Below are 22,458 nucleotides of genomic sequence, written 5' to 3'. Positions count from 1 at the left end.
TCCGGGCGGCCGGACGGAGTTTCGATGATCAGACTGATCGGTTATTTCTTCGGCATCGGGTCGGTTCTCTTCATCTTCGTCGCCGGTGCGGTGGCGTGGTATGTCGAGCGCACGGCCGAGGGGCTGCCGGACTATCAGGTGCTGGCCAAGTACGAGCCGCCGGTGACGACGCGGGTACACGCCTCCGACGGGCAGCTGATGGCGGAATATGCGTCCCAGCGCCGGCTGTTCCTGCCGATCCAGGCGATCCCGGACCTCGTCAAGAACGCCTTCCTCTCCGCCGAGGACAAGAACTTCTACTCCCATCCCGGCATCGACATCGAGGGCGTCGGGCGCGCCGTCATGGTGCTCGCCAAGGGCGGGCGCATGCAGGGCGCCTCGACCATCACCCAGCAGGTGGCGAAGAACTTCCTCCTGACCAACGAGCGCACCCTCGACCGCAAGCTCAAGGAGGCGATCCTCTCGCTGCGCATCGAGCAGGCCTATTCGAAGGACAAGATCCTCGAACTCTATCTGAACGAGATCTATCTCGGCATGGGCTCCTACGGCATCGCCGCCGCGGCTCTGGCCTATTTCGACAAGTCGGTGACCGAGCTGAGCGTCGAGGAAGCCGCCTATCTCGCCGCGCTGCCGAAGGCGCCGGAGAACTACAATCCGTTTCGCGACTACGATCGGGCGCTCGACCGCCGCAACTGGGTGATCGCCCAGATGACGGCGAACGGCGTCATCGATCAGCAGGAGGCCAGCGCGGCGAAGGAGAAGCCGATCAAGGTCAATCCGCGCCCGTCCGGCACCTATCTCGCCTCCTCCCAGTACTTCACCGAGGACGTGCGCCGCGAAATCGTCCAGCGCTACGGCTCCAAGGCGCTCTACGAGGGCGGACTCTCGGTCAGAACGACCCTCGACCCGGCCCTGCAGAAGGAGGCGAGGGCGGCGCTGCAGAACGCGCTCGTCGCCTTCGACCAGCAGCGCGGCTACCGCGGCCCGGTGACGACCATCGATATCGGCAGCGACTGGGGCGCCGAGGTCGGCAAGGTCGAGGCCCTGGCGGACGTGCCGCAGTGGCGGCTCGCCGTGGTGCTCGAAGCCAATGCGGACCGTGTCAGCGTCGGCGTGCAGCCGCGCCGGGCGATCTCGGGGGCGCTGGACAGCCAGCGCGACATCGGCACGATCGCGCTGTCCGACATGAAATGGGCCCTCAGGCTGGACACCAGGGACCAGAAGGGCTCGGTCCGCTCCGCCGACCAGGTGCTGTCGCGTGGCGACGTGGTCTATGTGGAGAAGGCAGGCGACGGCGACGGCTACCTGCTCCGCCAGCCGCCCAAGGTGCAGGGCGCGCTCGTCGCCATGGAGCCGGAGACCGGCCGGGTGCGCGCCATGGTCGGCGGCTTCTCCTACGACCAGTCCGAATTCAACCGGGCCAGCCAAGCCTATCGCCAGCCCGGATCCTCGTTCAAGCCATTCGTCTATTCGGCCGCCCTCGACAACGGCTACACGCCCGCCTCGGTGATCATGGATGGGCCGGTGTCGCTGCCGGACGGCAATGGCGGCTACTGGACGCCGCAGAACTACGGCGGCGGCTATGCCGGTCCCTCGACCCTGCGGCTCGGCATCGAGAAGAGCCGCAACCTCATGACCGTGCGCCTCGCCAAGGACATGGGCATGGATCTCGTCGCCGCCTATGCGGAGCGCTTCGGCATCTACGACCATCTGAAGCCCTATCTGCCGATGGCCCTCGGTGCCGGCGAGACCACCGTCCTGCGGATGGTCACCGCCTATTCGGTGATCGCCAATGGCGGCCGCTCGATCGAGCCGTCGCTGATCGACCGGGTGCAGGACCGCTACGGCCGGACCGTCTACAAGCACGACCAGCGCTTCTGCGCCGACTGCAACACCCGCGAATATGACGGCCAGGCCGAGCCGGAGCTCGTCGACGAGCGCGACCAGGTGCTCGACCCGATGACCGCCTACCAGATCACCTCGATGATGGAGGGTGTCGTCCAGCGCGGCACGGCGACGCGGGTCAAGGCGCTCGGCGTGCCGGTGGCCGGCAAGACCGGCACAACCAACGACGAGAAGGACGCCTGGTTCGTCGGCTTCACGCCGGATCTCGTCTGCGGCGTCTATCTCGGCTACGACAACCCGCAGCCGATGGGTCACGGCGCCACCGGCGGCGGCCTCGCGGCGCCGGTCTTCATCGACTTCATGAAGGAAGCGCTGAAGGGCAAGAAGCCGGTCGACTTCAAGGTGCCCGAGGGCATGGAGCTGATCGCCGTCAACCGCAAGACCGGCATGCGCGCCTCGGGCTCCGGCCCCGACGTGATCATGGAGGCCTTCAAGCCCGGCACGGGCCCGGCGGACTCCTACCAGATCATCGGCGAGGACGAGATTGCTTCGGGCCCCGGCGGCGGCCAGATCTCGCAGCAGGCCGAGCAGGCCATCACCCAGGGCGCCGGCGGACTGTTCTGACCGTCGCCCTGTCGCGGGATCCCTGGCGGTTCGGCTGCCGCGTGTTGACGACGGCGCGCCCGGACCGGTAAGAGCCGGGGCTTCCATCGCAGTTTCGCCACTCCGGGCCAGCATTGCAGCCGGCCCGTCAGCCACTTGCAGGAGAATGCGGCATGCGTGCCGAAATCGAGACCTTGGTCGACGAAATCAAGCAGGCCATAAGCCTGCTGAGGAGGCATCTTTGACTGGGATAAATCCCTCAGACGCCTCGATGTCCTGAACCAGAAGGCCGAAGATCCCTCGATCTGGAACGATCCGGCCGAGGCCCAGGCGCTGATGCGCGAGCGCCAGCAGCTGGAAAGCGCCATCTCAGCGATCCGCTCGCTCGACCAGACCCTCCAGGACAGTATCGAACTCATCGCCATGGGCGAGGAGGAGGGCGACCAGAGCATCGTCACGGAGGCCGAGACGGCGATCCGCGCGGTCAAGGTCGAGGTCGCCAAGCGCCAGATCGAATCGCTGCTCTCGGGCGAGGCCGATTCCAACGACACCTATGTCGAGGTCCATTCCGGTGCCGGCGGCACCGAGAGCCAGGACTGGGCCGAGATGCTGCAGCGCATGTACATGCGCTGGGCGGAGCGCTCGAAGATGAAGGTGGAGGTGCTGGAGGAGCATCCCGGCGAAGAGGCCGGGATCAAGTCCGCGACGCTGCTGTTCAAGGGTCACAACGCCTATGGCTGGATGAAGACCGAATCGGGCGTCCATCGCCTGGTGCGGATCTCGCCCTATGACAGCCAGGCCCGGCGGCACACCTCCTTCGCCTCGGTGTGGGTCTATCCGGTCGTCGACGACACGATCGACATCCAGGTGAACGAGTCGGACTGCCGGATCGACACCTACCGGGCGTCGGGCGCCGGCGGCCAGCACGTCAACACCACCGATTCTGCGGTGCGCATCACCCATATCCCGACCGGCATCGTCGTCGCCTGTCAGCAGGAGCGCTCGCAGCACAAGAACCGGGCCACCGCCTGGAACATGCTGAAGGCGCGGCTCTACGAGGCCGAGCTGGAACGGCGCGAGGCGGCAGCCAACGCCGAGGCCGCCTCGAAGAGCGACATCGGCTGGGGCCACCAGATCCGCTCCTACGTCCTCCAGCCCTACCAGCTGGTCAAGGACCTGCGGACCGGCGTCGAGAGCACCACGCCCCAGGACGTGCTCGACGGCGACATCGACGCCTTCATGGAAGCCGCGCTCGCCCAGCGCGTCGAGGGCGGCAAGGCCGAGGTCGAGGACATCGACTGATGTAGGTCGCGGGCCAAATCAACCGCGGCGGGCAGATACCCGCCGCTCAAGAAACTACGGTTTTCTCGAGTTGGTTCTCGTCTTAGTCGTGCTAGAGCCTCTCTAAGCTCGTAGTTTCGAGGTTCACGTGATCGATAGCTCACACATGGTTGAGTATGTGGCTCTGGTTATGTCGGCGCTTTCTCTAGCCGTCAGCTGGCGTCTGCTCCACATCGCCAAAAGAACCGCAGATGTCGCTGTCGCATCCCTGGATGCCGGTAGAAGCTCGCACGAGCGTCAAGTCCGAGCTTATCCGATAATCCAGCAGGTTCAGGCATATTGGAACTACAAACCGCGCGCTGAGGGCGGCGACGGTACCTCGCTACAACTCACAGTTCGGCCGGATCTCTTCGTTGATCTGACGGTCATAAATTCAGGCGCGACGCCTGCCTACGACGTGATTTTAATCGGTAGAGCCGAGAGATATGCGGCCGACGGCAATTTCTTGAATAGCTCTGCTGAGCGACTGTCAGTTTCTGGACCGACAAGGTGCGGGATGTTGGCAGGGGGGCGTGAAGCCACCCGCCGAATTGTTATTTCGTGCGATGAAGATCTCAAACAAGATCATCATGCAGGGAACGAAATCGCCCTCGGAATAAGCGTCAACTATACAGATGTCTTCGATAAAAAACGAGTGACGGTGCAGCAACGGATTTTCGATTGGCGTTCAATCGATAACAGCCCTTCGAACGTTCGCTTTCGTTGACCTCCGACCACGACGCTTACCCGAAGGCGCGGATCCGGTCGCCGATGCGGAAGAACTTCGCCGGGTCGACGGCGACGCCGTCGCGGCGGACCTCGTAGTGCAGATGCGGGCCGGTGCTGCGCCCCGTCGAGCCGACGGCGCCGATCGTCGCGCCGCGCCCGACCGTCTGGCCGACATCCACCGTGACCCGCGCCATGTGGCCGTAGCGGGTGGAGATGCCGTTGCCGTGGTCGATCTCGACCATGTTGCCGTAGCCGCCGAAATTGCCGGCCTTGGTCACCGTTCCCGGTGCCGTCGCGTGGATGGCGGTTCCCTGGGCCTCGGCGAAGTCGATCCCGGCATGGAGCGCCTTGCGGCCGAGAAACGGATCGGCCCGCACCCCGAAGGTGGAGGTGACGCGCGAGCCCGGCATCGGGCGCTCGAAGGGCAGCTCCCGCGCAACGGCGCTGACGCGCTGGAGCTGGTCGAGGGCGGCGTCGAGCTCGGCGACGCTCGCCTCGAAGGCGTCCGAAGCGGGAACCGGCTCGTAGGGGCCGCCGGTCGCCCCCTCCTGGTCGGAGGCCTCGCCAGAGATGTCGGCCACCGCGATGCCGGCCGAGGCGAGGGCGGTGGAAATCTGCACCGCGCGACCGCGGGCGGTGGAGGCGAGCGCCTCGAGGTTTCGCAGCTGGGCGAGTTCGGCGACGCTGATCGCGGCGCCGATCTGCCGCAGGCTCTCGTCCGAAATGACGGCGCCTGTCCGGCCGCCGGCGCGCGCGGGCTGCGCTGCGGCGGCAACGGGCACAGCGCGTGCCTGGGGCGCGACCTCGGCACGCAGCCGGCCGAGCCAGTCGGCCGTCGCGGCACCGTCGTCGGGAGCGAAGGCGTTGGCGGCAGGAGCTGGGGCAGGGTCGGACGGAGCCGGTGCGCCGGACTCACCGGGAATCGCGTCGATCGCGTCGATCTCGGCATCGCCGGCGATCTCCACCGAATCCGACGCGGGACCGGTGTCGTGGCCCGACAGGTCATCCGATTCCGGTTTCGGCGTCGGGACCGGGACGGCGGCGACGAGAAGGCCGGTGGACGTCGCCCGGTCGAACAGCGGCTGCAGCTTCTCGTAGCGCGCGGCCAGCTGCTCCTGCTGTTCGAGCAGGACGTCGACCTTGCTCTCCACCATCTTGCGGGCGAGGAACTGGCGGCTGGTCGCCCGGTCGAGTTCGGCGCGCAGCGTGGCGATCCGCCGCTCGTAGTCGTCCTGGCCGTCCCAGGGGCGCCCGGCGGCGCCGGTTTCCTCTGGCGCCGACAGGACGTAGCCGAGCGGCATCGTAATGGCCGAGGCCGCGACCAGGACGGTGACGGCGGCTGCGAGGATCAGGCTTCCGCGCCCGACGGTGAAATGCCGGACGCGTTCCCCCTGCGCGATGATGACGGTATGGGGCTCCTTGCGTCGGCCAAAGGTGCTGGTCAGCTTGCTCGCCTGCATCGACATCGATCGCTTGGGTGGGCGGCCCGGGAGAGGGCTCTCGTCGACGGCGATTAGAGGGCGTTAAGGTTAACGTTTGGTTGGCGCGGGCGCTCGGCCCCGGCGGATTTCACCGCGAGCGCGGCGAGAGCGAGCGGTAGAAGGTCGGCGTCAGGCCCGCCTCCGCCCGGGCCCGGTCGTTGAACGGTGCCTTGATCTCGCCGCGGAAGCTCTGGCGAACCAGCACGCCGAAACGCTCGGCGGCGTTGACGCCGTGCCGGGCACACAGGAAGCGGAACCACTTGGCGCCGATGGCGACGTGCTTCTGCTCGTCCCGGTAGATGATCGCCAGGATCTTCGCGGTGTCGAGGTCGCCGACGGCGGTCAGCTTGTCGATCATCGACGGCGTCACGTCGAGGCCGCGCGCCTCGAGGATCAGTGGCACCACGGCGAGCCGCGCCGACAGATCGTGCGCCGTCTCCTCCACCGCCTGCCACAGCCCGTCATGGGCGGGCAGGGCGCCGTAATGGGAGCCGAGTTCGCCCAGCCGGCGCGACAACAGGCCGAAGTGTTTGGCCTCCTCCAGCGCCACCGTCATCCAGCCATCGAAGAAGCTCTGCGGCATCTTCTCGCGGGCGAAGCGCGCGACGATGTCGAGGGCGAGGTCGATGGCGTTCAGCTCGATATGGGCGAGGGCATGGACCAGGACGACCCGTCCCTCCTCGGTATGCACCGAGCGCCGCTTCAGCTTCTTCGGCGAGACCAGCTCCGGCGTCTCGGGCCGTCCCGGCCGGCCGGGATGGGCCGGATCGGTCGGCGAATGGAGGCCGAGCCGACGCGCGAACCAGAGGCGGCAGGCGAGATTCGTCAGCCGCACCTTGTCTTCCAGATCGCTCGCGGCGAGGGCGTCGATGGTCGCCCGCCGCAGCGTGTCCGGCGTCTTCTCGGGAGCCTGTTCCATGCGGTTCAGGCGCCGACCGACAGCTGCCGGGCGGCTTCCAGCACTTCCTCCGCGTGGCCCGGCACCTTCACCTTCGGCCAGATCCGGGCGACCGTGCCGTCCGCGCCGATCAGCGCGGTCGTGCGCTCGACGCCCATGTACTTGCGGCCATACATCGACTTTTCCACCCAGACGCCGAAGGCGTCCAGCAGTACCTTCTCCTCGTCCGACAACAGCCGCACGGCGAGCTCGTATTTGTCGCGAAACTTCTGGTGCTTCTTCACCGGATCCGGCGACACCCCGAAGACGGCGACGCCAGCCGCCTGGAAATCCGCCGCAAGGCCGCTGAAATCAACAGCTTCGCGCGTGCATCCGGAGGTATCGTCCTTCGGGTAGAAGTAGAGGACAAAGGGCTTGCCGCGAACGTCCGCGAGTGCGACCGGATCGCCATGGTCGTCGGGCAAAGTGCAGTCGGGGCAATTCTCGCCGACGGAAATGGTCATCGTGTCATCCTTTCGACGCGAGTTGAAGGAAGGTGCATCCCTCGGGAGTGGCGATCGCGGGCCTCGGCTCGGCGGCGACGACGAATCGCCTGATCATGATCCCTTTCGGGTGCGGCTTGGGAAGCTGATAAATGCGGGAAGTGACGGGGTGCGCAAGGTCCGGGGACCGCTCTTTCGTGGATGGGCGCGGCGACCCGCAGGGAGCAACCCCTCGGGTGACTGACGACCGCCGCGCTCCGGCATGAAATCCGTCGTCAGGATCCTTGCGACGGCAATGGCGGCCGGGCTCGTCTTCGTCGCCGGTGTGCTCGTTCTCCTCGTCGCGACGCCGTTCGGCAACCGGCTGCTTCTCGATCAGAGCCAGCAGCTGGCCGCGAGCCTGCTGCCTGCGGACGTGACGATCGAGGTCGGCTCGCGCCACATCGGCTTCACGCCCTCCGGCGGCATCACGCTGCGCTTCGACGACGTCGTCCTGGCACGGCCGCAGTCGGGGCAGCAGCTTGCAGCGGCCGGAAACGTCGCCGTCGGCTTCAGCCTCCTCGACATCCTTTCGGGCGAACTCTCGGCGCAGAAGCTCCGGGTTGACCACCTCACGGTCGATCCCGATGCGCTCGGCTCCGGAGAAGGCTTCGAGCCGCCGGATGTCGAAGCGATCTTCGCCGCGCTCGACCATGCCGCGGCGAGCGCATCGGGGATGCCGCTGAATGCGATCGAGATCAACGATCTGCAGGCAATCGCGGGCGCCGCCGGTGACACCCGCATCACCCGCGTCGCGGTCGAAAAAGGCGCGGCCGGGATCATCGGGCTCGAGCTTCTCGCCAGCCTTGCGGGTTCCCGCTTCGGCGCCATCGGCACGGCAGAGATCTCTGCCGACGGCCTCGGGCTCGAGCGGCTCGACCTTCAGACGGGCGAGGTCGAGCTGCCGACGTCAGGCGGCGACGGGCCGGCCGCCGCCCCGCTCCTGTCGCTGTCCCTCGGCCTGGACGGGGAGGCCGGCGCCCGCCGGCTCCGGCTCGCCGCTGCGGGGCAATTGGCAGAGGAGGCTGCCGAGGGCTTGCGCGGCAATCTCGCGTTCGAGGTGAGCGAAGGCAGCGAACGCGCGGATGTCGTTGCCGATTTCTCCGACGCGACGTCGATCGAGGGGCAGTTTTCCGGCGCGATTGATCTCGCCTCCGCCGCCGACGGGACCGCACCATTCCGGCTCGCCTCGACCCGGCTCGTCTCGACCATCGCATCCCATGCGGCGCCGGCCTTAGCCGAGGAACGCAGCGCCCGCTTCGCCGCCAGGGGCGTGTTCGACCTGACGCGCGGAGCGATTCGCATCGACGACGCCGAGCTCGCACTCGCCTCCGGGTGGCTGAAGGCCACCGCCGCACTCGCCGGCCACCAGCCGCAGGATCACCTGACCGCCTCGTTCGAAGGCCGGGCGATCGACGCCCGCGATCTCGTCGCGTTCTGGCCGTTCTTCGTCGCCGACGGGCCGCGGGACTGGGCGCTGGATCATCTGCGGGCCGGCGTGGTGGACGAGACGGCGTTCAGCCTCGACCTGACGATCGAGCGGCTGCTCGCCCTCCTCGAACCGGCGGTTCCCATGCGCGAGGACGAGTTCCAGCTCGCTCTCGCGTTTTCAGGTGGCGCCTTCACCACCCTCGACGACATGCCGGCCCTGTCGACGGCATCGGGCACGATCCAGCACCGGGGCGGCCGCGTCGCCGTCAGTCTCGACGAGGCATCCGTCGACGGGCAGCCCGGCCTCGCGGTGCTGCCGTCCTCCCTCGACTTCCAGCATGCCGGCGACGGCGTCGACGCGGCCCTCTCGCTGAACATCGAGGGCGATGCGGCGCAGCTTGTGGAGCTGGCCGAGCGCCAGAAGCTCCTGGCGGGGCAGGAGCGGGACTGGCAGGCGAAAGACCTTTCGGGGAAGGCGAATGTCGGCGTCGGCGTGGCGTTTCATCTGGCCGATCCGCGGGTCCGCCCGGAGGGATCCGATCCCAGCGCGCTCAACTGGACCGTCGTCGCCGAACTGGCCGGCGTCGACCTGAAGAAGCCGATCGACGGCCACCGGCTCTCCGGGCTCACCGGCACAGCGATGATCGCCGAAGGCAGCGCGATCGGCGAGATGTCGGGGCGGATCGACGACATCCCGGCCAAGGTCACCTTCGCCCAGCCGCTCGGCCCCGATCCCGTCGGCGAGGCTTCGCTGAAGATCGCCGCCCGGCTCGACGACCGCTCGATCGCCCGCCTGTCGCCGGTGCTGGCCCGGATGCTCGGCGGCTCGATCGCCGTCGATCTGACCCGCCGCCCGCACGGCTTTGCCGCGACTGCCGATCTGACGCGGGCGGAAATCCGCTTGCCGGCCATCGGCTGGTCGAAGAGCGCCGGCATACCCGGCACCTTGACCTTCGACATCGCCCGGAACGGCAGCGTGACGAAGGTCGCCGATGCCGTCCTCGAAGGCGAGGGCTTCTCGGCCAACGGCTCGGCGGAGCTCGATGGCGATGGGCTGAAGTCGCTGGTTCTCAACTCGCTGGCGCTGAACCGCGGCGATTCGGTCTCGGCCCGGCTGACGCGGATCGCCGGCGGCATGGGCTTCAGCGTCGCCGCCAACAGCATCGACGCCCGGCCGATCCTCGCCGCCCTCCAGAGCCGCATTGCGGCACCCGATGACGGCGAGCCGGACGACACCGGCAAGCTGGTGGTGGAACTGTCCGCCGACACGCTGCGGGGTTTCGGCGACGAGGCGCTGGAAGACGCCGAGATCCGCTACAAGGCCGATGACGACCGCGTCCTTTCGGCGTCGCTATCGGCCAGCATCCGCGGCGCGCCTGTCTCGCTGGCGTTCCAGCCGGGGGTCGAGGGCGTCCCGGCCGTGCGGGTCGACGTCGCCAGGGCCGGCGCGCTGCTGCGGTTCGCCGGCCTCTACGACAAGATGCGGGAGGGGCGGCTGCAGGCCAATCTCGGCGCGCGGGACGGCGCCTATGCCGGCGGGGTGCGGTTGAGCGACTTCACCCTCGTCGACGAGGAGCGGCTTCGCAGCCTCGTCGGCACCGCGCGGCAGCAATCGGACAGCCTCGCCGCGCGGCTCGGCAAGGACCTGCCCGTCGCCAGCGCCTATTTCGACACGGCGCGCGCCAATCTGCGGTGGGACAAGGGCCGGCTGATCCTCGACGACGGCATCATCCGCGGCCCGGTCTTCGGCTCGAGCTTCTCGGGGATCCTGATCGACCCGTCCGGCCGGGTCGACATGGCCGGATCGTTCATGCCGGCCTATGGGGTCAACCGGCTGTTCGGGGCGCTGCCCTTCGTCGGCGGCGTTCTCGGCAATGGCGGCGAGGGCGGTCTCATCGGCATCACCTATCGCCTGGAAGGAACGCTCGCCGACCCGACGCTGGTGGTCAATCCGATCTCGCTGATCGCGCCGGGCATCTTCCGGCGCATCTTCGAATATTGATCGGACGGACGTGCGAGGAGCGGCGGCTTCTGCCGCCGGCATCGGGCGGGGCCAGGAGCGGCCCAGTCAGGCCGGCGAGGGGCAGCGCTCCCGTGTGCTCGCCTGGCTTCGCGACTTGCCCGGCCGGCTCCTACTCCGGGCGCACCAGCACGTGCTTCTTGCGCCCGACCGACAGCTTGACGACGCCGTCCTTCAGGTCCCTGTCGCTCAGCACCGTCTGGGGATCGGTGACGGGTTCGTCGTTGACACGCACCGCACCGCCCTGGACGTGCCGGCGCGCCTCGCCGTTCGATCCGGCGAGCCCGGCCTGGACGACGAGGGCGAGAAGCCCGGTGCCTGCGGCGAGCTCCGATTGCGCAATCGCGATCGTCGGTAGGGTGTCGGCGAGGGCGCCTTCCTCGAAGGTCTTGCGCGCCGTCTCGGCGGCTTCCTCGGCGGCCTCGCGGCCGTGGACGATGGCTGCGGCCTCGGTGGCGAGGATCTTCTTCGCCTCGTTGATCTCCTGGCCGCCCAGCGCTTCCAGCCGGGCGATCTCGTCCAGCGGCAGGCGCGTGAAGATCTTCAGGAAGCGGCCGACATCGGCGTCCTCGGTGTTGCGGAAGAACTGCCAGAAGTCATAGGGGCTGAAGAGATCGCCATTGAGCCAGACGGCACCCTGGGCGGTCTTGCCCATCTTGGCGCCGGAAGCGGTCGTCAGGAGCGGCGTCGTCAGGGCGTAGAGCTGTGGCGTGCCCATCCGATGGCCGAGATCGACGCCGTTGATGATGTTGCCCCACTGGTCGGAGCCGCCCATCTGCAGCCGGCAGCCGTGGCGACGCGAGAGCTCGACGAAGTCGTAGCCCTGCATGATCATGTAGTTGAACTCGAGGAAGGACAGCGACTGCTCGCGGTCCAGCCGGATCTTCACCGAATCGAAGGACAGCATGCGGTTGACGGAGAAATGCCGGCCGACGTCGCGCAGAAACTCGACATAGTTCAGCTTCAGCAGCCAGTCGGCATTGTTGACCATCATCGCGTCGGTCGGCCCGTCGCCGAACCGCAGGATGCGCGCGAAGATCTTCTTGATGCCCGCGATGTTCTGATCGATCGCCTCCGCGGTGAGGAGCTTGCGCTGCTCGTCGCGGAAGGACGGATCGCCCACCATCGACGTGCCGCCGCCCATCAGGGCAATCGGCCGGTGGCCCGTCTCCTGCAGCCAGTAGAGCATGGTCGCGGAGATCAGGTTGCCGATGTGGAGGCTCGTCGCCGTTGCGTCGTAGCCGACATAGGCGGTGACCGTTTCCTTCGCGAACAGGTCGTCGAGCCCGCTTTCGTCCGAGACCTGGTGGATGAAGCCGCGCTCGGAGAGTGTACGGAGGAAGTCGGACTTGAAGCCGGTCATGGGTGCGGGATCCTGTCGATCGGGGTCGCCTCTGGCCGCAGCGAGGCAGGGGAGATGCTGTTCGGCGCATGATCCGAAAGAGCGTTGTCCGGGCTGTCCGGCCAGATCATGCACGGTCTGGAATCACGGCGTCAGTCGAGGCGGTGGCGGCCGGCGGGTGAAGCCGCAGCCGTCACGCCGGACCATCTTCTGCGGGACTGGCAGCTCGGCCGCTGCTCGCCCCGCTCGTTCCGGCAGGCGACTCGGTCGATTCAGCGCAGCCGCTTCGGCCGCGGATCGGAGAGTTCGCCGGCGAGCCGGCGGTCGAGATAGTCGGCGCATTCGGCGATCAGCTCGTCGGTATGCTCGGTATAGAAATGGTTGGCCTCGTCCATCGTCTTCTGGGTGATGATGATGCCCTTCTGGGACTTCAGCTTGTCGACGAGGGTCTGGACGTCGCGGGGCGGCGCCACCTTGTCCTTGCCGCCATGGATGATCAATCCGGAAGACGGGCAGGGGGCGAGGAAGGAGAAGTCATAGGAGTTCGGCTGCGGCGAGACCGACAGGAAGCCCTCGATCTCGGGTCGGCGCATCAGCAGCTGCATGCCGATCCAGGAGCCGAAGGAATAGCCGGCCACCCAGGTCTGCTTGGAATCGGGGTGGAGGCTCTGCACCCAGTCGAGCGCCGAGGCGGCATCGGACAGCTCGCCGGTGCCGTGGTCGAACTCGCCCTGGCTGCGGCCGATGCCGCGGAAATTGAACCGCAGCGTGGTGAAGCCGCGCTCCACGAACATGTAGAACAGCTGATAGACGATCTGGTTGTTCATCGTCCCGCCGAAGCGCGGATGCGGGTGCAGCACGATCGCGATCGGGGCGTTCTTTTCCTTGGCGGCCTGGTATCGGCCTTCGAGGCGGCCGGCGGGGCCATTGAAGATCACTTCGGGCATATAGATACTCTCGCTCAGCGGACGGGGCAGGCGCTTTGGCCGCGCTTGACGAAACCGGACCGGCCTCGTAAGTTCCACTTTAGAAGAATTCAAAACTGGCGATGCCATGTGAGGGCGCTTTCTAGTCCCTTTGCAGGCGGAATTTCAAGGAATTTGCGCGGCAGCACGCGTTATTCTCAGCGAGTCGACATGACCAGCCGCGACGAGCGGATCTATCTGGACCACAATGCGTCTGCGCCGCTGCTGCCCGAAGCGAGGCAAGCAGCCGTCGCGGCAATGGCGCTTGCCAATCCGTCCTCGACCCATCGCGAGGGACGGGCAGCCCGCGCGGTCTGCGAAACTGCGAGACTCGCCGTCGCCCGCCTCGTCGGCGGCAGCGTTGACGTGGCCCCCCCCGAGAACGTCGTCTTCACCAGCGGTGCCACCGAGGCCGCGACGCAGCTCCTGTCGCCGCGCTGGCTCGTCGGCGGCGAGGCCGTCGACTGTCCCCGGCTCGCTGTCATCGAGACCGATCATCCCGCGACGCGCGAGGGCGGCAGCTTCGCACCGGCCGCCGTCACCCGCCTTGCTGTCGACCGGGACGGCGTCGTCGATCTCGACGCGCTGGCCGAATGGGCGGGCGCGACGGAGGCACCAGGCCTTCTTGCCTTGTCCTGGGCGAATTCCGAGACGGGCGTGATCCAGCCGCTTGCGGCGATCCGCGACGTCATCGCGGGCCGGCCGGTCCGCCTCGTGCTCGATGCCGCGCAGATGGCCGGCCGGCTGCCGGTCGATCTGGCCGCGACCGGGGCCGATGCGGTGATCCTGTCCGGCCACAAGATGGGGGCGCTGAAGGGCGTTGGCGCGATCGTCCTCGCCAACCTCGCGACCAGGCCCTTCGCGCTGCTGCGCGGCGGCGGCCAGGAGCGCGGCATGCGGGCCGGCACAGAGGCGCTACCGGCGATCGCCAGCTTCGGCGCGGCGGCCGAGGCCGCAAGCCGCAGGCTTGAGGGTCCGCAGTCGCCGCCGGATGATCGCCGCGCGTGGCTGGAGCAGCAATTGGCCGTCAGGCTTCCCGCGGCGACGATCCTGGGACGGGATGCGGAGCGGCTTCCCAACACCGTCGCGGTCGTGCATCCCGGCCTGAAGGCCGAGACGGCGCAGATCGCACTGGATCTTGCGGGAGTAGCGGTCTCGGCGGGCTCGGCCTGCTCCTCCGGCAAGGTCGGGCCGAGCCACGTCGTGGCGGCTCTCGCCACTGCCGGAGTGCCGATCGATCCGGGGCTGGGGGCGATCCGCGTCAGCTTCGGTTTCGAGACGGAAAAATCCGCCCTCGAACGCTTCGTTCGGGAGTATGAGAGGCTGGCGCTGAGGGCCGGGGCGAAAAGGACCCGCGACGTCGCGGCCTGAGCGCTTGCGATTATTTGGAATGGCACTAAAAACGCGGCCATCCGAGACTTATCTTGACGATCAGGAGCAAGTTTTCCCGATCGATAACCCAACCACCGGACCTTGAATCCGGCGAGTATGGAGCAATGAAGAATGCCAGCTGTCCAGGAGACCATCGATCAGGTCCGACAGATCGACGTCGACCAGTACAAATACGGCTTCGAAACGCTGATCGAGATGGACGTCGCCCCGAAGGGGCTGACCGAAGAGACCATCAAGCTCATCTCGGCCAAGAAGGGCGAGCCGGAGTGGATGCTGGCCTGGCGCCTCGAAGCGTTCGAGCGCTGGAAGACGATGGAGAGCCCGGACTGGGCCCGCGTCGACTACCCGCCCATCGACTTCCAGGACATCCACTATTACGCGGCGCCGAAATCGATGTCCGGCCCGGCCTCCCTCGATGAGGTCGATCCGGAGATCCTGCGCACCTACGAGAAGCTCGGTATCCCGCTCCGCGAGCAGGAGATCCTCGCCGGCGTCGTCAAGCCGCAGGATCAGGACGGCTTGGACGACGAGGGCCGGCTGCAGGCCCCGAGCGGGCGGGTCGCGGTGGATGCCGTCTTCGATTCGGTCTCCGTCGCGACGACCTTCAAGAAGGAGCTGCAGAAGGCCGGCGTGATCTTCATGCCGATCTCCGAGGCGATCCGCGAGCATCCCGAGCTGGTGAAGAAATATCTCGGCTCGGTGGTTCCGGTCTCCGACAACTTCTTCGCCACGATGAACTCGGCGGTCTTCACCGACGGCTCCTTCGTCTACGTGCCGAAGGGCGTCCGCTGCCCGATGGAGCTGTCGACCTACTTCCGCATCAACGAGAAGAACACCGGCCAGTTCGAGCGCACGCTGATCATCGCCGACGAAGGCTCCTACGTCTCCTATCTCGAGGGCTGCACGGCGCCCCAGCGCGACGAGAACCAGCTGCATGCCGCCGTGGTCGAGCTGATCGCGCTGGACGATGCCGAGATCAAGTATTCCACCGTCCAGAACTGGTATCCGGGCGACAAGGAAGGCAAGGGCGGCATCTACAATTTCGTCACCAAGCGGGGCGACTGCCGCGGCAAGAACTCGCGGATTTCGTGGACGCAGGTCGAGACCGGCTCGGCGATCACCTGGAAATACCCGTCCTGCATCCTGAGAGGCGACAATTCGCGCGGCGAGTTCTATTCGATCGCCGTGTCGAACGGCCGCCAGCAGATCGACAGTGGCACCAAGATGATCCATCTCGGCAAGAACACGACGAGCCGGATCATCTCCAAGGGCATCGCGGCGGGCAATTCCGACAACACCTATCGCGGCCTCGTCACCGCCAACCGCAGGGCCGCCAACGCCCGCAACTTCACCCAGTGCGACTCGCTCCTCATCGGCAACGACTGCGGCGCGCACACCGTGCCCTATATCGAGGCGAAGAACGCCACGGCGCAGTTCGAGCACGAGGCGACGACGTCGAAGATCTCCGACGACCAGCTGTTCTACTGCATGCAGCGCGGCATCCCGGAGGAAGAGGCGGTCGCGCTGATCGTCAACGGCTTCGTGCGCGATGTCATCCAGCAGCTGCCGATGGAGTTCGCGGTCGAAGCGCAGAAGCTGATCGGGATCTCGCTGGAGGGCAGTGTGGGGTGATAGTGGTACTTTAGGACCGCAGGCAGCTCTCGCAATGACGATGCGCATGAGAACCGCGGGACAATGGTATTCGCTAGTTGGGGGTGTAGCATGATCGATAATGTTGAGAACATCGTGCTTGAGCATCTTCGGGCGATTCGATCGGACATGGCGCGCATGTCGGAGCGGATGGACATCATGGGTGCAGAGTTGGTCGTCATTCGCCAGCATATGGCGGGACTGGTTGGTGGACAGTCGCTCCATGATGTCGAAATCAATGCGCTCCGAAGGCGCCTTGACCGCATCGAGCGCCGGCTCGAACTCGTCGACTGATGCCTCACGACCCGACGGACTCCCGCCACGCCCGCCTGCGCGCGATCGAGGACCAGATCGAGCAGGCTCGCGACGCCGTCGCGATGGCGCAGGGTTCGATGACCGACCCGGTCATCGCCGACGAGGTCGAGGTGCTTCAGGCCGAACGCCAGAGGCTTCTCGACGAGATCCGAACCGCGGACGACGACGATCGCCGCTAAGCCCGACCGCATTGTACTGACGACACACACGAACGAACGCTAGAGACGAAAAGACACCATGCTCGAAATCAAGAACCTCCACGCCCGCGTCGCCGATGAGGGCACCGAGATCCTCAAGGGCGTCGACCTGACGGTGAAGGATGGCGAGGTCGCCGCGATCATGGGGCCGAACGGCTCCGGCAAGTCGACCCTGTCCTACATCCTCGCCGGCCGCGACGACTACGAGGTGACCGAGGGCGACATCCTCTACAACGGCGAGTCGATCCTCGAGATGGACCCGGCCGAGCGGGCCGCCTCGGGCGTCTTCCTCGCCTTCCAGTATCCGCTGGAAATCCCCGGCGTCGCGACCATGACCTTCCTGAAGACGGCGATGAACGCCCAGCGCAAGGCGCGCGGCGAGGCCGAGTTGATGACGCCGGACTTCATGCGCCGTGTGAAGGCGGCTGCGGCCGAATTGAAGATCGACGCCGAGATGCTGAAGCGCCCCTTGAACGTCGGCTTTTCCGGCGGCGAGAAGAAGCGCGCCGAGATCCTGCAGATGGCGCTCCTGGAGCCCAAGCTCTGCGTCATGGACGAGACCGATTCCGGCCTCGACATCGACGCCCTCAAGATCGTCGCCGACGGCGTCAACGCTCTGCGCGGGCCGGAGCGCTCGTTTCTGGTCATCACCCACTATCAGCGTCTGCTCGACTATATCGTGCCGGATACGGTCCACGTCCTCTACAAGGGCAAGATCATCAAGTCCGGCACCAAGGACCTCGCGCTGCAGCTCGAGAACGAGGGCTACGCCCAGATCATCGGCGAGGCTGCGTAACCCATGAGCGTCACCGAACTCCGCCCCCGCACGCCGGCCGAGACGGCTCTCGTCCAGCTGGCGGAATCCGCCGGCACCGACGAGGACGCGCGGCGCGCCGCGATCGAGGCGCTGCGCCGCGAGGGCCTGCCGCATCGCCGCGTCGAGGCCTGGCACTACACCGACCTGCGCAATCTGATGGGCCGCCGCCTCGGCGGTGACCATCTGATCGAGGCCGTCGCCGCCCGGGAATTTCCGCCGACCGAGACGGTGCTGTCGCCGCTGGTGCCGGGCTCGACGGTGGTCGATCTCGACGCGCCGCAGCGCGCGAGCGCGCCGGAGGGCGTCACCATCGCGGCCACCGACGATCTCGCCGACTGGCACGAGAGCCCCAACCATCTCGACCGGCCGGTCGATACCGTCCGCCTCGTCAACGCCGCCTTCGGGGCGCGGGCCGTGGCGATCTCCGTCGCGGCGAGGGCCGAGCCCGGCAACCCGATCGAACTTCGCAGCGGCATCGGCATTCAGTCGCATGCGGCGGTAAAGGTCGATGTCGGCAGCGGCGCCAAGGCGGTCTTCGTCGAGCGCGTCGAGGGCGGCGGCTCGCCGGCCCCATCGAGCCTCGTGTCGCACCTTGCCATCGGCGATGGCGCCGAGGTGCTCTGGGTCGTCGACCAGGCCAAGGATCTCGATGCGGCGCATCTCGGCCAGCTCAACGTCTCGATCGGTGCCGACTCCACCTTCAAGCTGTTCGTCCTCAATGCGGGCGGCGCGCTGGTGCGCCAGGAAGTCCACGCCGTGACCGCCGGCGAGGGCTCTGAGATCATCATGCGCGGCGTGAACCTTCTCCAGAAGGACCAGCATGTCGACGTGACGACGACGCTGCGCCACATCCATCCGAACACCACCGCGACGGAAACCTTCCGCAACGTGCTGATGGGTGGCCACGGCGTCTTCCAGGGCATGATCAAGGTTGCCCGCGAGGCCCAGAAGACCGACGCGAAGATGGCGTGCAACACGCTGCTCCTGTCCGAGGACGGGGACTTCTCGGCCAAGCCCGAGCTCGAGATCTTCGCCGACGACGTCCAGTGCGGCCACGGCGCGACGGCGGGCGAGATCAATGGCGACCACCTGTTCTACCTGATGTCCCGCGGCATCCCGGCGCCGCAGGCGAAGGCCCTCCTGGTCAAGGCCTTCGTCGACGAGATGGTCGAGGAGCTGGAGATCGACGAGGCACTCGGCGATGCGCTGACGGCCAAGATCGACGCCTGGCTCGACATGAACCATTGATGGACGAGGCGGGCGCGATCCGTCCGCCTCGACCGACTGCCGGCGAGCGTCCCGCCAATGAGCGTCGCCCGCATGAGCCACTCGGCCCACCGGCCAGCTGGAGTTTCGCACCATGTCCGCAGAAGCCGCGATCGCCCCTTCGATCGGCTACGATGTCGAGAAGATCCGTGCCGACTTTCCGATCCTGTCGAAACAGGTCTACGGCAAGCCGCTGACCTATCTCGACAACGGCGCATCGGCCCAGAAGCCGAAGGTCGTGCTCGACACGATCATGCGCGCCTACAGCGAGGACTACGCCAACGTCCATCGCGGGCTGCACTACCTGTCGAACCGCTCGACCGAGGCCTATGAGGCGGCCCGCGCCAAGGTGACGGCCTTCCTCAACGCCGGGTCGGCGGAGGAGATCGTCTTCACCCGTTCGGCGACGGAATCGATCAACCTCGTCGCCTATGGCTTCGGCATGGAGCAGATCGGCGAGGGCGACGAGATCGTCCTCACCCAGATGGAGCATCACTCCAACATCGTGCCCTGGCACTTCATCCGGGAGCGGAAGGGCGCCAAACTCGTCTTCGTCCCCGTGGAGGACGACGGCTCGATCAGCGTCGAGGCCTTCGAGAAGGCCATCACGCCGCGCACGAAGCTGATCGCCACGACCCACATGTCGAACGTGCTGGGCACGGTGGTCGACGTGAAGGCCGTCTGCGCGCTGGCACGATCGAAGGGCATTCCGACCCTCGTCGACGGCAGCCAGGGCGCCGTCCATCTTCCGGTCGACGTCCAGGACATCGGCTGCGACTTCTACGTCTTCACCGGCCACAAGGTCTATGGTCCGACCGGGATCGGCGTCCTCTACGGCCGCACGGCGATGTTGGAGGCGACCCGCCCCTTCAACGGCGGTGGCGAGATGATTGCGGAAGTCACGGAAGAGGGCGTCACCTACAACGACCCGCCGCACCGCTTCGAGGCCGGCACGCCGCCGATCGTCCAGGCGATCGGCCTCGGCGCGGCGCTCGACTACATGGCGAGCGTCGGGCGCGAGAACATCGCCGCCCATGAGGAGACGCTGCGCGACTACGCCCATGAGCGGCTGAAGACGATCAACTCGCTGAAGATCTATGGCGAGGCCCCGGGCAAGGGGGCGATCGTCTCCTTCGACCTCGAAGGCATCCATTCGCACGACGTGTCGATGGTGATCGACCGGGAGGGCGTCGCCGTCCGGGCCGGGACCCATTGCGCCCAGCCGCTCTTGAAGCGCTTCGGCACGACCTCCACATGCCGGGCATCGTTTGGTATGTATAACACTCTGGCCGAGGTCGACCGTCTGGCCGAGGCCCTCGAAAAGGCCCGACGATTCTTCGCCTGAGGTCGCAAAACGCGAAAGACGATCCCGAGGTCGCAAAAACCCGAAAAGACGATAAAGCATGACCGACGAAGTCGACATCAAGACCAACGATCCTGCGAGGACGGCCGGACCGGCCGGGGGCGAGCCCGTGGTCGCGAGCCCGGCGGACGACACCGCGGCGGCGAACATGGCGCTGGCAGGCGGCGGCGAGACCGGCTCGGCGATCCCCGCCGAGGAGTTGTCCCGGCTGACGGACGACATCATCGGCGCGTTGAAGACTGTCTACGATCCGGAAATCCCGGCCGACATCTACGAGCTCGGCCTGATCTACAAGATCGACATCGACGACGAGCGCAATGTCGATGTCGAGATGACGCTGACGGCGCCCGGCTGTCCGGTCGCCGGCGAGATGCCTATCTGGGTCGAGAACGCCGTCGGCTCGGTCGATGGCGTCGGGCAGGTGAAGGTCGAACTCGTCTTCGATCCTCCTTGGACGCCGGAGCGGATGAGCGAAGAGGCGCAGGTCGCCGTCGGCTGGTTCTGAGACGGACAGTTTGATGGCACCGCCGCTCGCCGGACTGCTCGAGACATGCCTCTATGTCGACGACATGGAGGTGTTGCGCGGCTTCTATGCCAGGCTTCTCGATCTCGAGCCGATCTTCGCGGAGGACCGGATCACCGTGTTTCGCCTCGCGGACGGCACCGTGCTGATCCTGTTCAAGCGCGGCTCGACGCTGGAGCCTGTCGCGGTGCCGGGGGCTGGCGTGATCCCGCCGCATGACGGCAGCGGCCCGCTGCATTTCGCCCTGGCCATTCCGGACGGCACGCAGGACGACTGGCGCCGCCACCTCGGCGGACTGGGTGTCGCGGTGGAGAGCGAGGTGGCGTGGTCGAAGGGCAGGGGACACAGCCTCTATTTCCGCGACCCGGATGGCCATTGCGGCGAACTGGCGACGCGCGGACTGTGGGAGCGGAGCTAGGTCCCGCTTCGAAGGCCGGCGCCTGCGGGAGTGGCCGGGCTGCCAGACTTGGCAGTATGCCCGCTTTCCGAATCCGCGATGCGCGCCGTCGGCGTTCCGATTTTGCATCCGTCACCTTGGGCTTGCTTATGTAAGCATGGTATCTAGGTGACCAATGAAACGACCTTGGGTCTGAAAGGAGCAATCCGATGGGCCAGTTTGCCGTGATGAGCCTGACGAGCGCTGCCGCCGAGCGCATCAAGTCGATTCTCGCTGCCAGCGACCGACCCGCACATGGGATTCGAGTCGGTATCAAGAAGGGTGGCTGCGCGGGGATGGAATACACCGTCGACCTCGCCCAGGAGGCGCGCCAGAACGAGGATGTCGTCGAGCGCGAGGGGGCCAAGGTGTTCATCTCGCCCGAGGCGGTCCTGTTCCTGCTCGGCACCGAGATGGACTACGAGGAAACCGTGCTGCGCTCCGGCTTCGTCTTCAGGAACCCGAACCAGACCTCGGCCTGCGGCTGTGGCGAGTCGGTCGAGTTGAAGCAGGCGGATCTGGCTGCCATGGCCGCGGCGCAACAGGCCTGACGACCGGGGCGGGCGGATGGACGAGGCGTTTCTGCGCGATCTCTTCCGCTCGGTCCCCGACGTCACCATCCGCCGGCTGTTCGGCGGACAGGGCATCTACAGCCGCGGCCACATCCTCGCTCTGGTGATCCGGGGCTCTCTCTATCTCAAGGGCGACGCCGAGAGCGAGTTTCTCTATGTCGGCGCGGGGCTCGAGCGCTGGAGCTACCAGCGAACCGGCATGGCGCCGGTGAACATGCCCTACTGGCGCTTCCCGGAGGACGCCTTCGACGATCCGGACGAAGCCGAGCGCTGGATCGCGGTCGCCGATGCGGCGGCCCGGCGCAGTGCGCGCGCTGAAGACAAGGGCGACAGAACTGCCTCCGGCCGCAAAGCCAGAGGCCGCCCGGCTGGCAAGGCCCGGCGGCTCGCATCATCCCGATGAGCACACGGCGCATCATCCGCCGATTCGCCGGATGCCAAGGCCCACGGGGGCCAATGCGCGACCGTCAGGTCCAGTCGCCGCGCCATTCGATCCGCTCGGCGGCGCGCAGCGCCTCGTCGCGGGTGAGGCCGACATCCTTCAATTGATCCGCATTGAGCGACAGGAGATCGCGCCGCATCTTCCGGCGGCGCTCGAAGGTCTGTGCGAGGACGAGCAGGGCGGAGGCCATCGCGCGGCCGGCATCGGCGAGCGACGGCAGCGCCTCGGCCCTTTCCCGCAGGCGCCCAATGCGCGGCGCGCGCCTGTCCTCGATCTGGGCGATCCGGGCATGATGCATTGTCATGGTGACATCTCCTTTGATTGCACCCA

At 67.0% G+C, this 22,458-nt stretch carries 20 protein-coding genes and 1 pseudogene; 15 read left to right on the top strand and 6 right to left on the bottom strand.

Annotated features, from left to right (window positions below):
* Positions 1-24: 24 nt before the first annotated feature.
* The 3 genes from ATO4_RS02315 (at position 25) to ATO4_RS26830 (ending at position 4,495) form a co-directional block, all read left to right on the top strand.
* Positions 25-2,469, top strand: a complete 2,445-nt coding sequence (locus tag ATO4_RS02315) for a penicillin-binding protein 1A (protein ID WP_083589747.1) — start codon at positions 25-27, stop codon at positions 2,467-2,469.
* 152 nt (positions 2,470-2,621) lie between these two features.
* Positions 2,622-3,750 (top strand): peptide chain release factor 2 gene (prfB, locus tag ATO4_RS02305; RefSeq protein ID WP_139802197.1). Its coding sequence is split into 2 segments (ribosomal slippage): positions 2,622-2,690 and positions 2,692-3,750, totalling 1,128 coding nucleotides; the frame shifts between segments, so codons are not numbered across the junction.
* 145 nt (positions 3,751-3,895) lie between these two features.
* Positions 3,896-4,495 carry a hypothetical protein gene (locus ATO4_RS26830; protein ID WP_139802196.1) on the top strand — a complete coding sequence of 200 codons (600 nt, stop codon included), beginning with the start codon at positions 3,896-3,898 and terminating at the stop codon, positions 4,493-4,495.
* A gap of 16 nt (positions 4,496-4,511) precedes the next feature.
* Here ATO4_RS26830 and ATO4_RS02300 read toward each other — a convergent pair whose 3' ends face one another.
* The 3 genes from ATO4_RS02300 to ATO4_RS02290 form a co-directional block, all read right to left on the bottom strand.
* On the bottom strand, positions 4,512-5,957 hold the full coding sequence (locus ATO4_RS02300; RefSeq protein WP_245308515.1) for a M23 family metallopeptidase: 1,446 nt from the start codon (positions 5,955-5,957) through the stop codon (positions 4,512-4,514).
* A gap of 109 nt (positions 5,958-6,066) precedes the next feature.
* Entirely contained in the window at positions 6,067-6,897 is an 831-nt protein-coding gene (locus tag ATO4_RS02295; RefSeq protein WP_083589744.1) for a ferritin-like domain-containing protein, read from the bottom strand.
* A gap of 5 nt (positions 6,898-6,902) precedes the next feature.
* Positions 6,903-7,379, bottom strand: coding sequence for a peroxiredoxin (locus ATO4_RS02290; protein WP_083589743.1), 477 nt, complete (start codon positions 7,377-7,379; stop codon positions 6,903-6,905).
* A gap of 241 nt (positions 7,380-7,620) precedes the next feature.
* On the opposite strand from ATO4_RS02290, the gene ATO4_RS02285 reads away from it, so the two are divergent.
* Positions 7,621-10,830 (top strand): hypothetical protein, encoded by a 3,210-nt coding sequence (locus ATO4_RS02285; protein WP_083589742.1) that lies wholly within the window; start codon positions 7,621-7,623, stop codon positions 10,828-10,830.
* 130 nt (positions 10,831-10,960) lie between these two features.
* Here ATO4_RS02285 and tyrS read toward each other — a convergent pair whose 3' ends face one another.
* Both tyrS and ATO4_RS02275 read right to left on the bottom strand, forming a co-directional pair.
* Positions 10,961-12,211, bottom strand: a complete 1,251-nt coding sequence (gene tyrS / locus ATO4_RS02280; RefSeq protein ID WP_083589741.1) for a tyrosine--tRNA ligase — start codon at positions 12,209-12,211, stop codon at positions 10,961-10,963.
* Positions 12,212-12,462: 251 nt separating this feature from the next.
* Positions 12,463-13,137 (bottom strand): alpha/beta hydrolase, encoded by a 675-nt coding sequence (locus ATO4_RS02275; RefSeq protein ID WP_083589740.1) that lies wholly within the window; start codon positions 13,135-13,137, stop codon positions 12,463-12,465.
* A 189-nt stretch (positions 13,138-13,326) separates the two neighbouring features.
* Between ATO4_RS02275 and ATO4_RS02270 the strand changes: the two genes are divergently transcribed.
* From ATO4_RS02270 to ATO4_RS02220, 11 genes and pseudogenes are all read left to right on the top strand, one after another.
* Positions 13,327-14,526, top strand: coding sequence for a cysteine desulfurase family protein (locus tag ATO4_RS02270; protein ID WP_083589739.1), 1,200 nt, complete (start codon positions 13,327-13,329; stop codon positions 14,524-14,526).
* 132 nt (positions 14,527-14,658) lie between these two features.
* Complete coding sequence (sufB, locus tag ATO4_RS02265; protein ID WP_083589738.1) at positions 14,659-16,179, top strand: Fe-S cluster assembly protein SufB; 1,521 nt, start codon at positions 14,659-14,661, stop codon at positions 16,177-16,179.
* A gap of 90 nt (positions 16,180-16,269) precedes the next feature.
* Positions 16,270-16,491: a hypothetical protein gene (locus ATO4_RS02260; protein WP_083589852.1), complete on the top strand. Its 222-nt coding sequence runs from the start codon at positions 16,270-16,272 to the stop codon at positions 16,489-16,491.
* Positions 16,491-16,691 carry a hypothetical protein gene (locus ATO4_RS02255; RefSeq protein WP_083589737.1) on the top strand — a complete coding sequence of 67 codons (201 nt, stop codon included), beginning with the start codon at positions 16,491-16,493 and terminating at the stop codon, positions 16,689-16,691. The genes ATO4_RS02260 and ATO4_RS02255 overlap by 1 nt, the downstream gene beginning before the upstream one ends.
* Positions 16,692-16,749: 58 nt before the next feature.
* Positions 16,750-17,505 carry a Fe-S cluster assembly ATPase SufC gene (gene sufC / locus ATO4_RS02250; RefSeq protein WP_083589736.1) on the top strand — a complete coding sequence of 252 codons (756 nt, stop codon included), beginning with the start codon at positions 16,750-16,752 and terminating at the stop codon, positions 17,503-17,505.
* Between the two features lie 3 nt (positions 17,506-17,508).
* Positions 17,509-18,774: a Fe-S cluster assembly protein SufD gene (sufD, locus tag ATO4_RS02245; RefSeq protein WP_083589735.1), complete on the top strand. Its 1,266-nt coding sequence runs from the start codon at positions 17,509-17,511 to the stop codon at positions 18,772-18,774.
* Positions 18,775-18,886: 112 nt separating this feature from the next.
* A complete protein-coding gene (locus tag ATO4_RS02240) occupies positions 18,887-20,137 on the top strand; it encodes a cysteine desulfurase (protein WP_083589734.1) in 1,251 nt (416 codons plus the stop codon).
* Between the two features lie 196 nt (positions 20,138-20,333).
* Positions 20,334-20,660: pseudogene (locus tag ATO4_RS02235) on the top strand (SUF system Fe-S cluster assembly protein); the annotation flags it as partial.
* Positions 20,661-20,673: 13 nt separating this feature from the next.
* The gene (locus ATO4_RS02230) at positions 20,674-21,096 is read left to right on the top strand and encodes a VOC family protein (protein WP_083589732.1); all 423 of its coding nucleotides are present in this window, start codon (positions 20,674-20,676) and stop codon (positions 21,094-21,096) included.
* A gap of 188 nt (positions 21,097-21,284) precedes the next feature.
* Positions 21,285-21,665: a Fe-S cluster assembly scaffold SufA gene (sufA, locus tag ATO4_RS02225; protein WP_083589731.1), complete on the top strand. Its 381-nt coding sequence runs from the start codon at positions 21,285-21,287 to the stop codon at positions 21,663-21,665.
* 16 nt (positions 21,666-21,681) lie between these two features.
* The gene (locus tag ATO4_RS02220; RefSeq protein WP_083589730.1) at positions 21,682-22,089 is read left to right on the top strand and encodes a TfoX/Sxy family protein; all 408 of its coding nucleotides are present in this window, start codon (positions 21,682-21,684) and stop codon (positions 22,087-22,089) included.
* 64 nt (positions 22,090-22,153) lie between these two features.
* On the opposite strand, the gene ATO4_RS02215 is transcribed toward ATO4_RS02220, so the two are convergent.
* A complete protein-coding gene (locus tag ATO4_RS02215) occupies positions 22,154-22,432 on the bottom strand; it encodes a DUF1127 domain-containing protein (RefSeq protein ID WP_176222826.1) in 279 nt (92 codons plus the stop codon).
* Positions 22,433-22,458: the final 26 nt, after the last annotated feature.

Origin of the sequence: Aurantimonas sp. 22II-16-19i, from assembly GCF_002088275.1 — a bacterium.
Taxonomy (GTDB): domain Bacteria; phylum Pseudomonadota; class Alphaproteobacteria; order Rhizobiales; family Rhizobiaceae; genus Jiella.
Note: the sequence above shows the minus strand (reverse complement) of the source record. Positions and strands in the feature narration are given on the sequence as shown.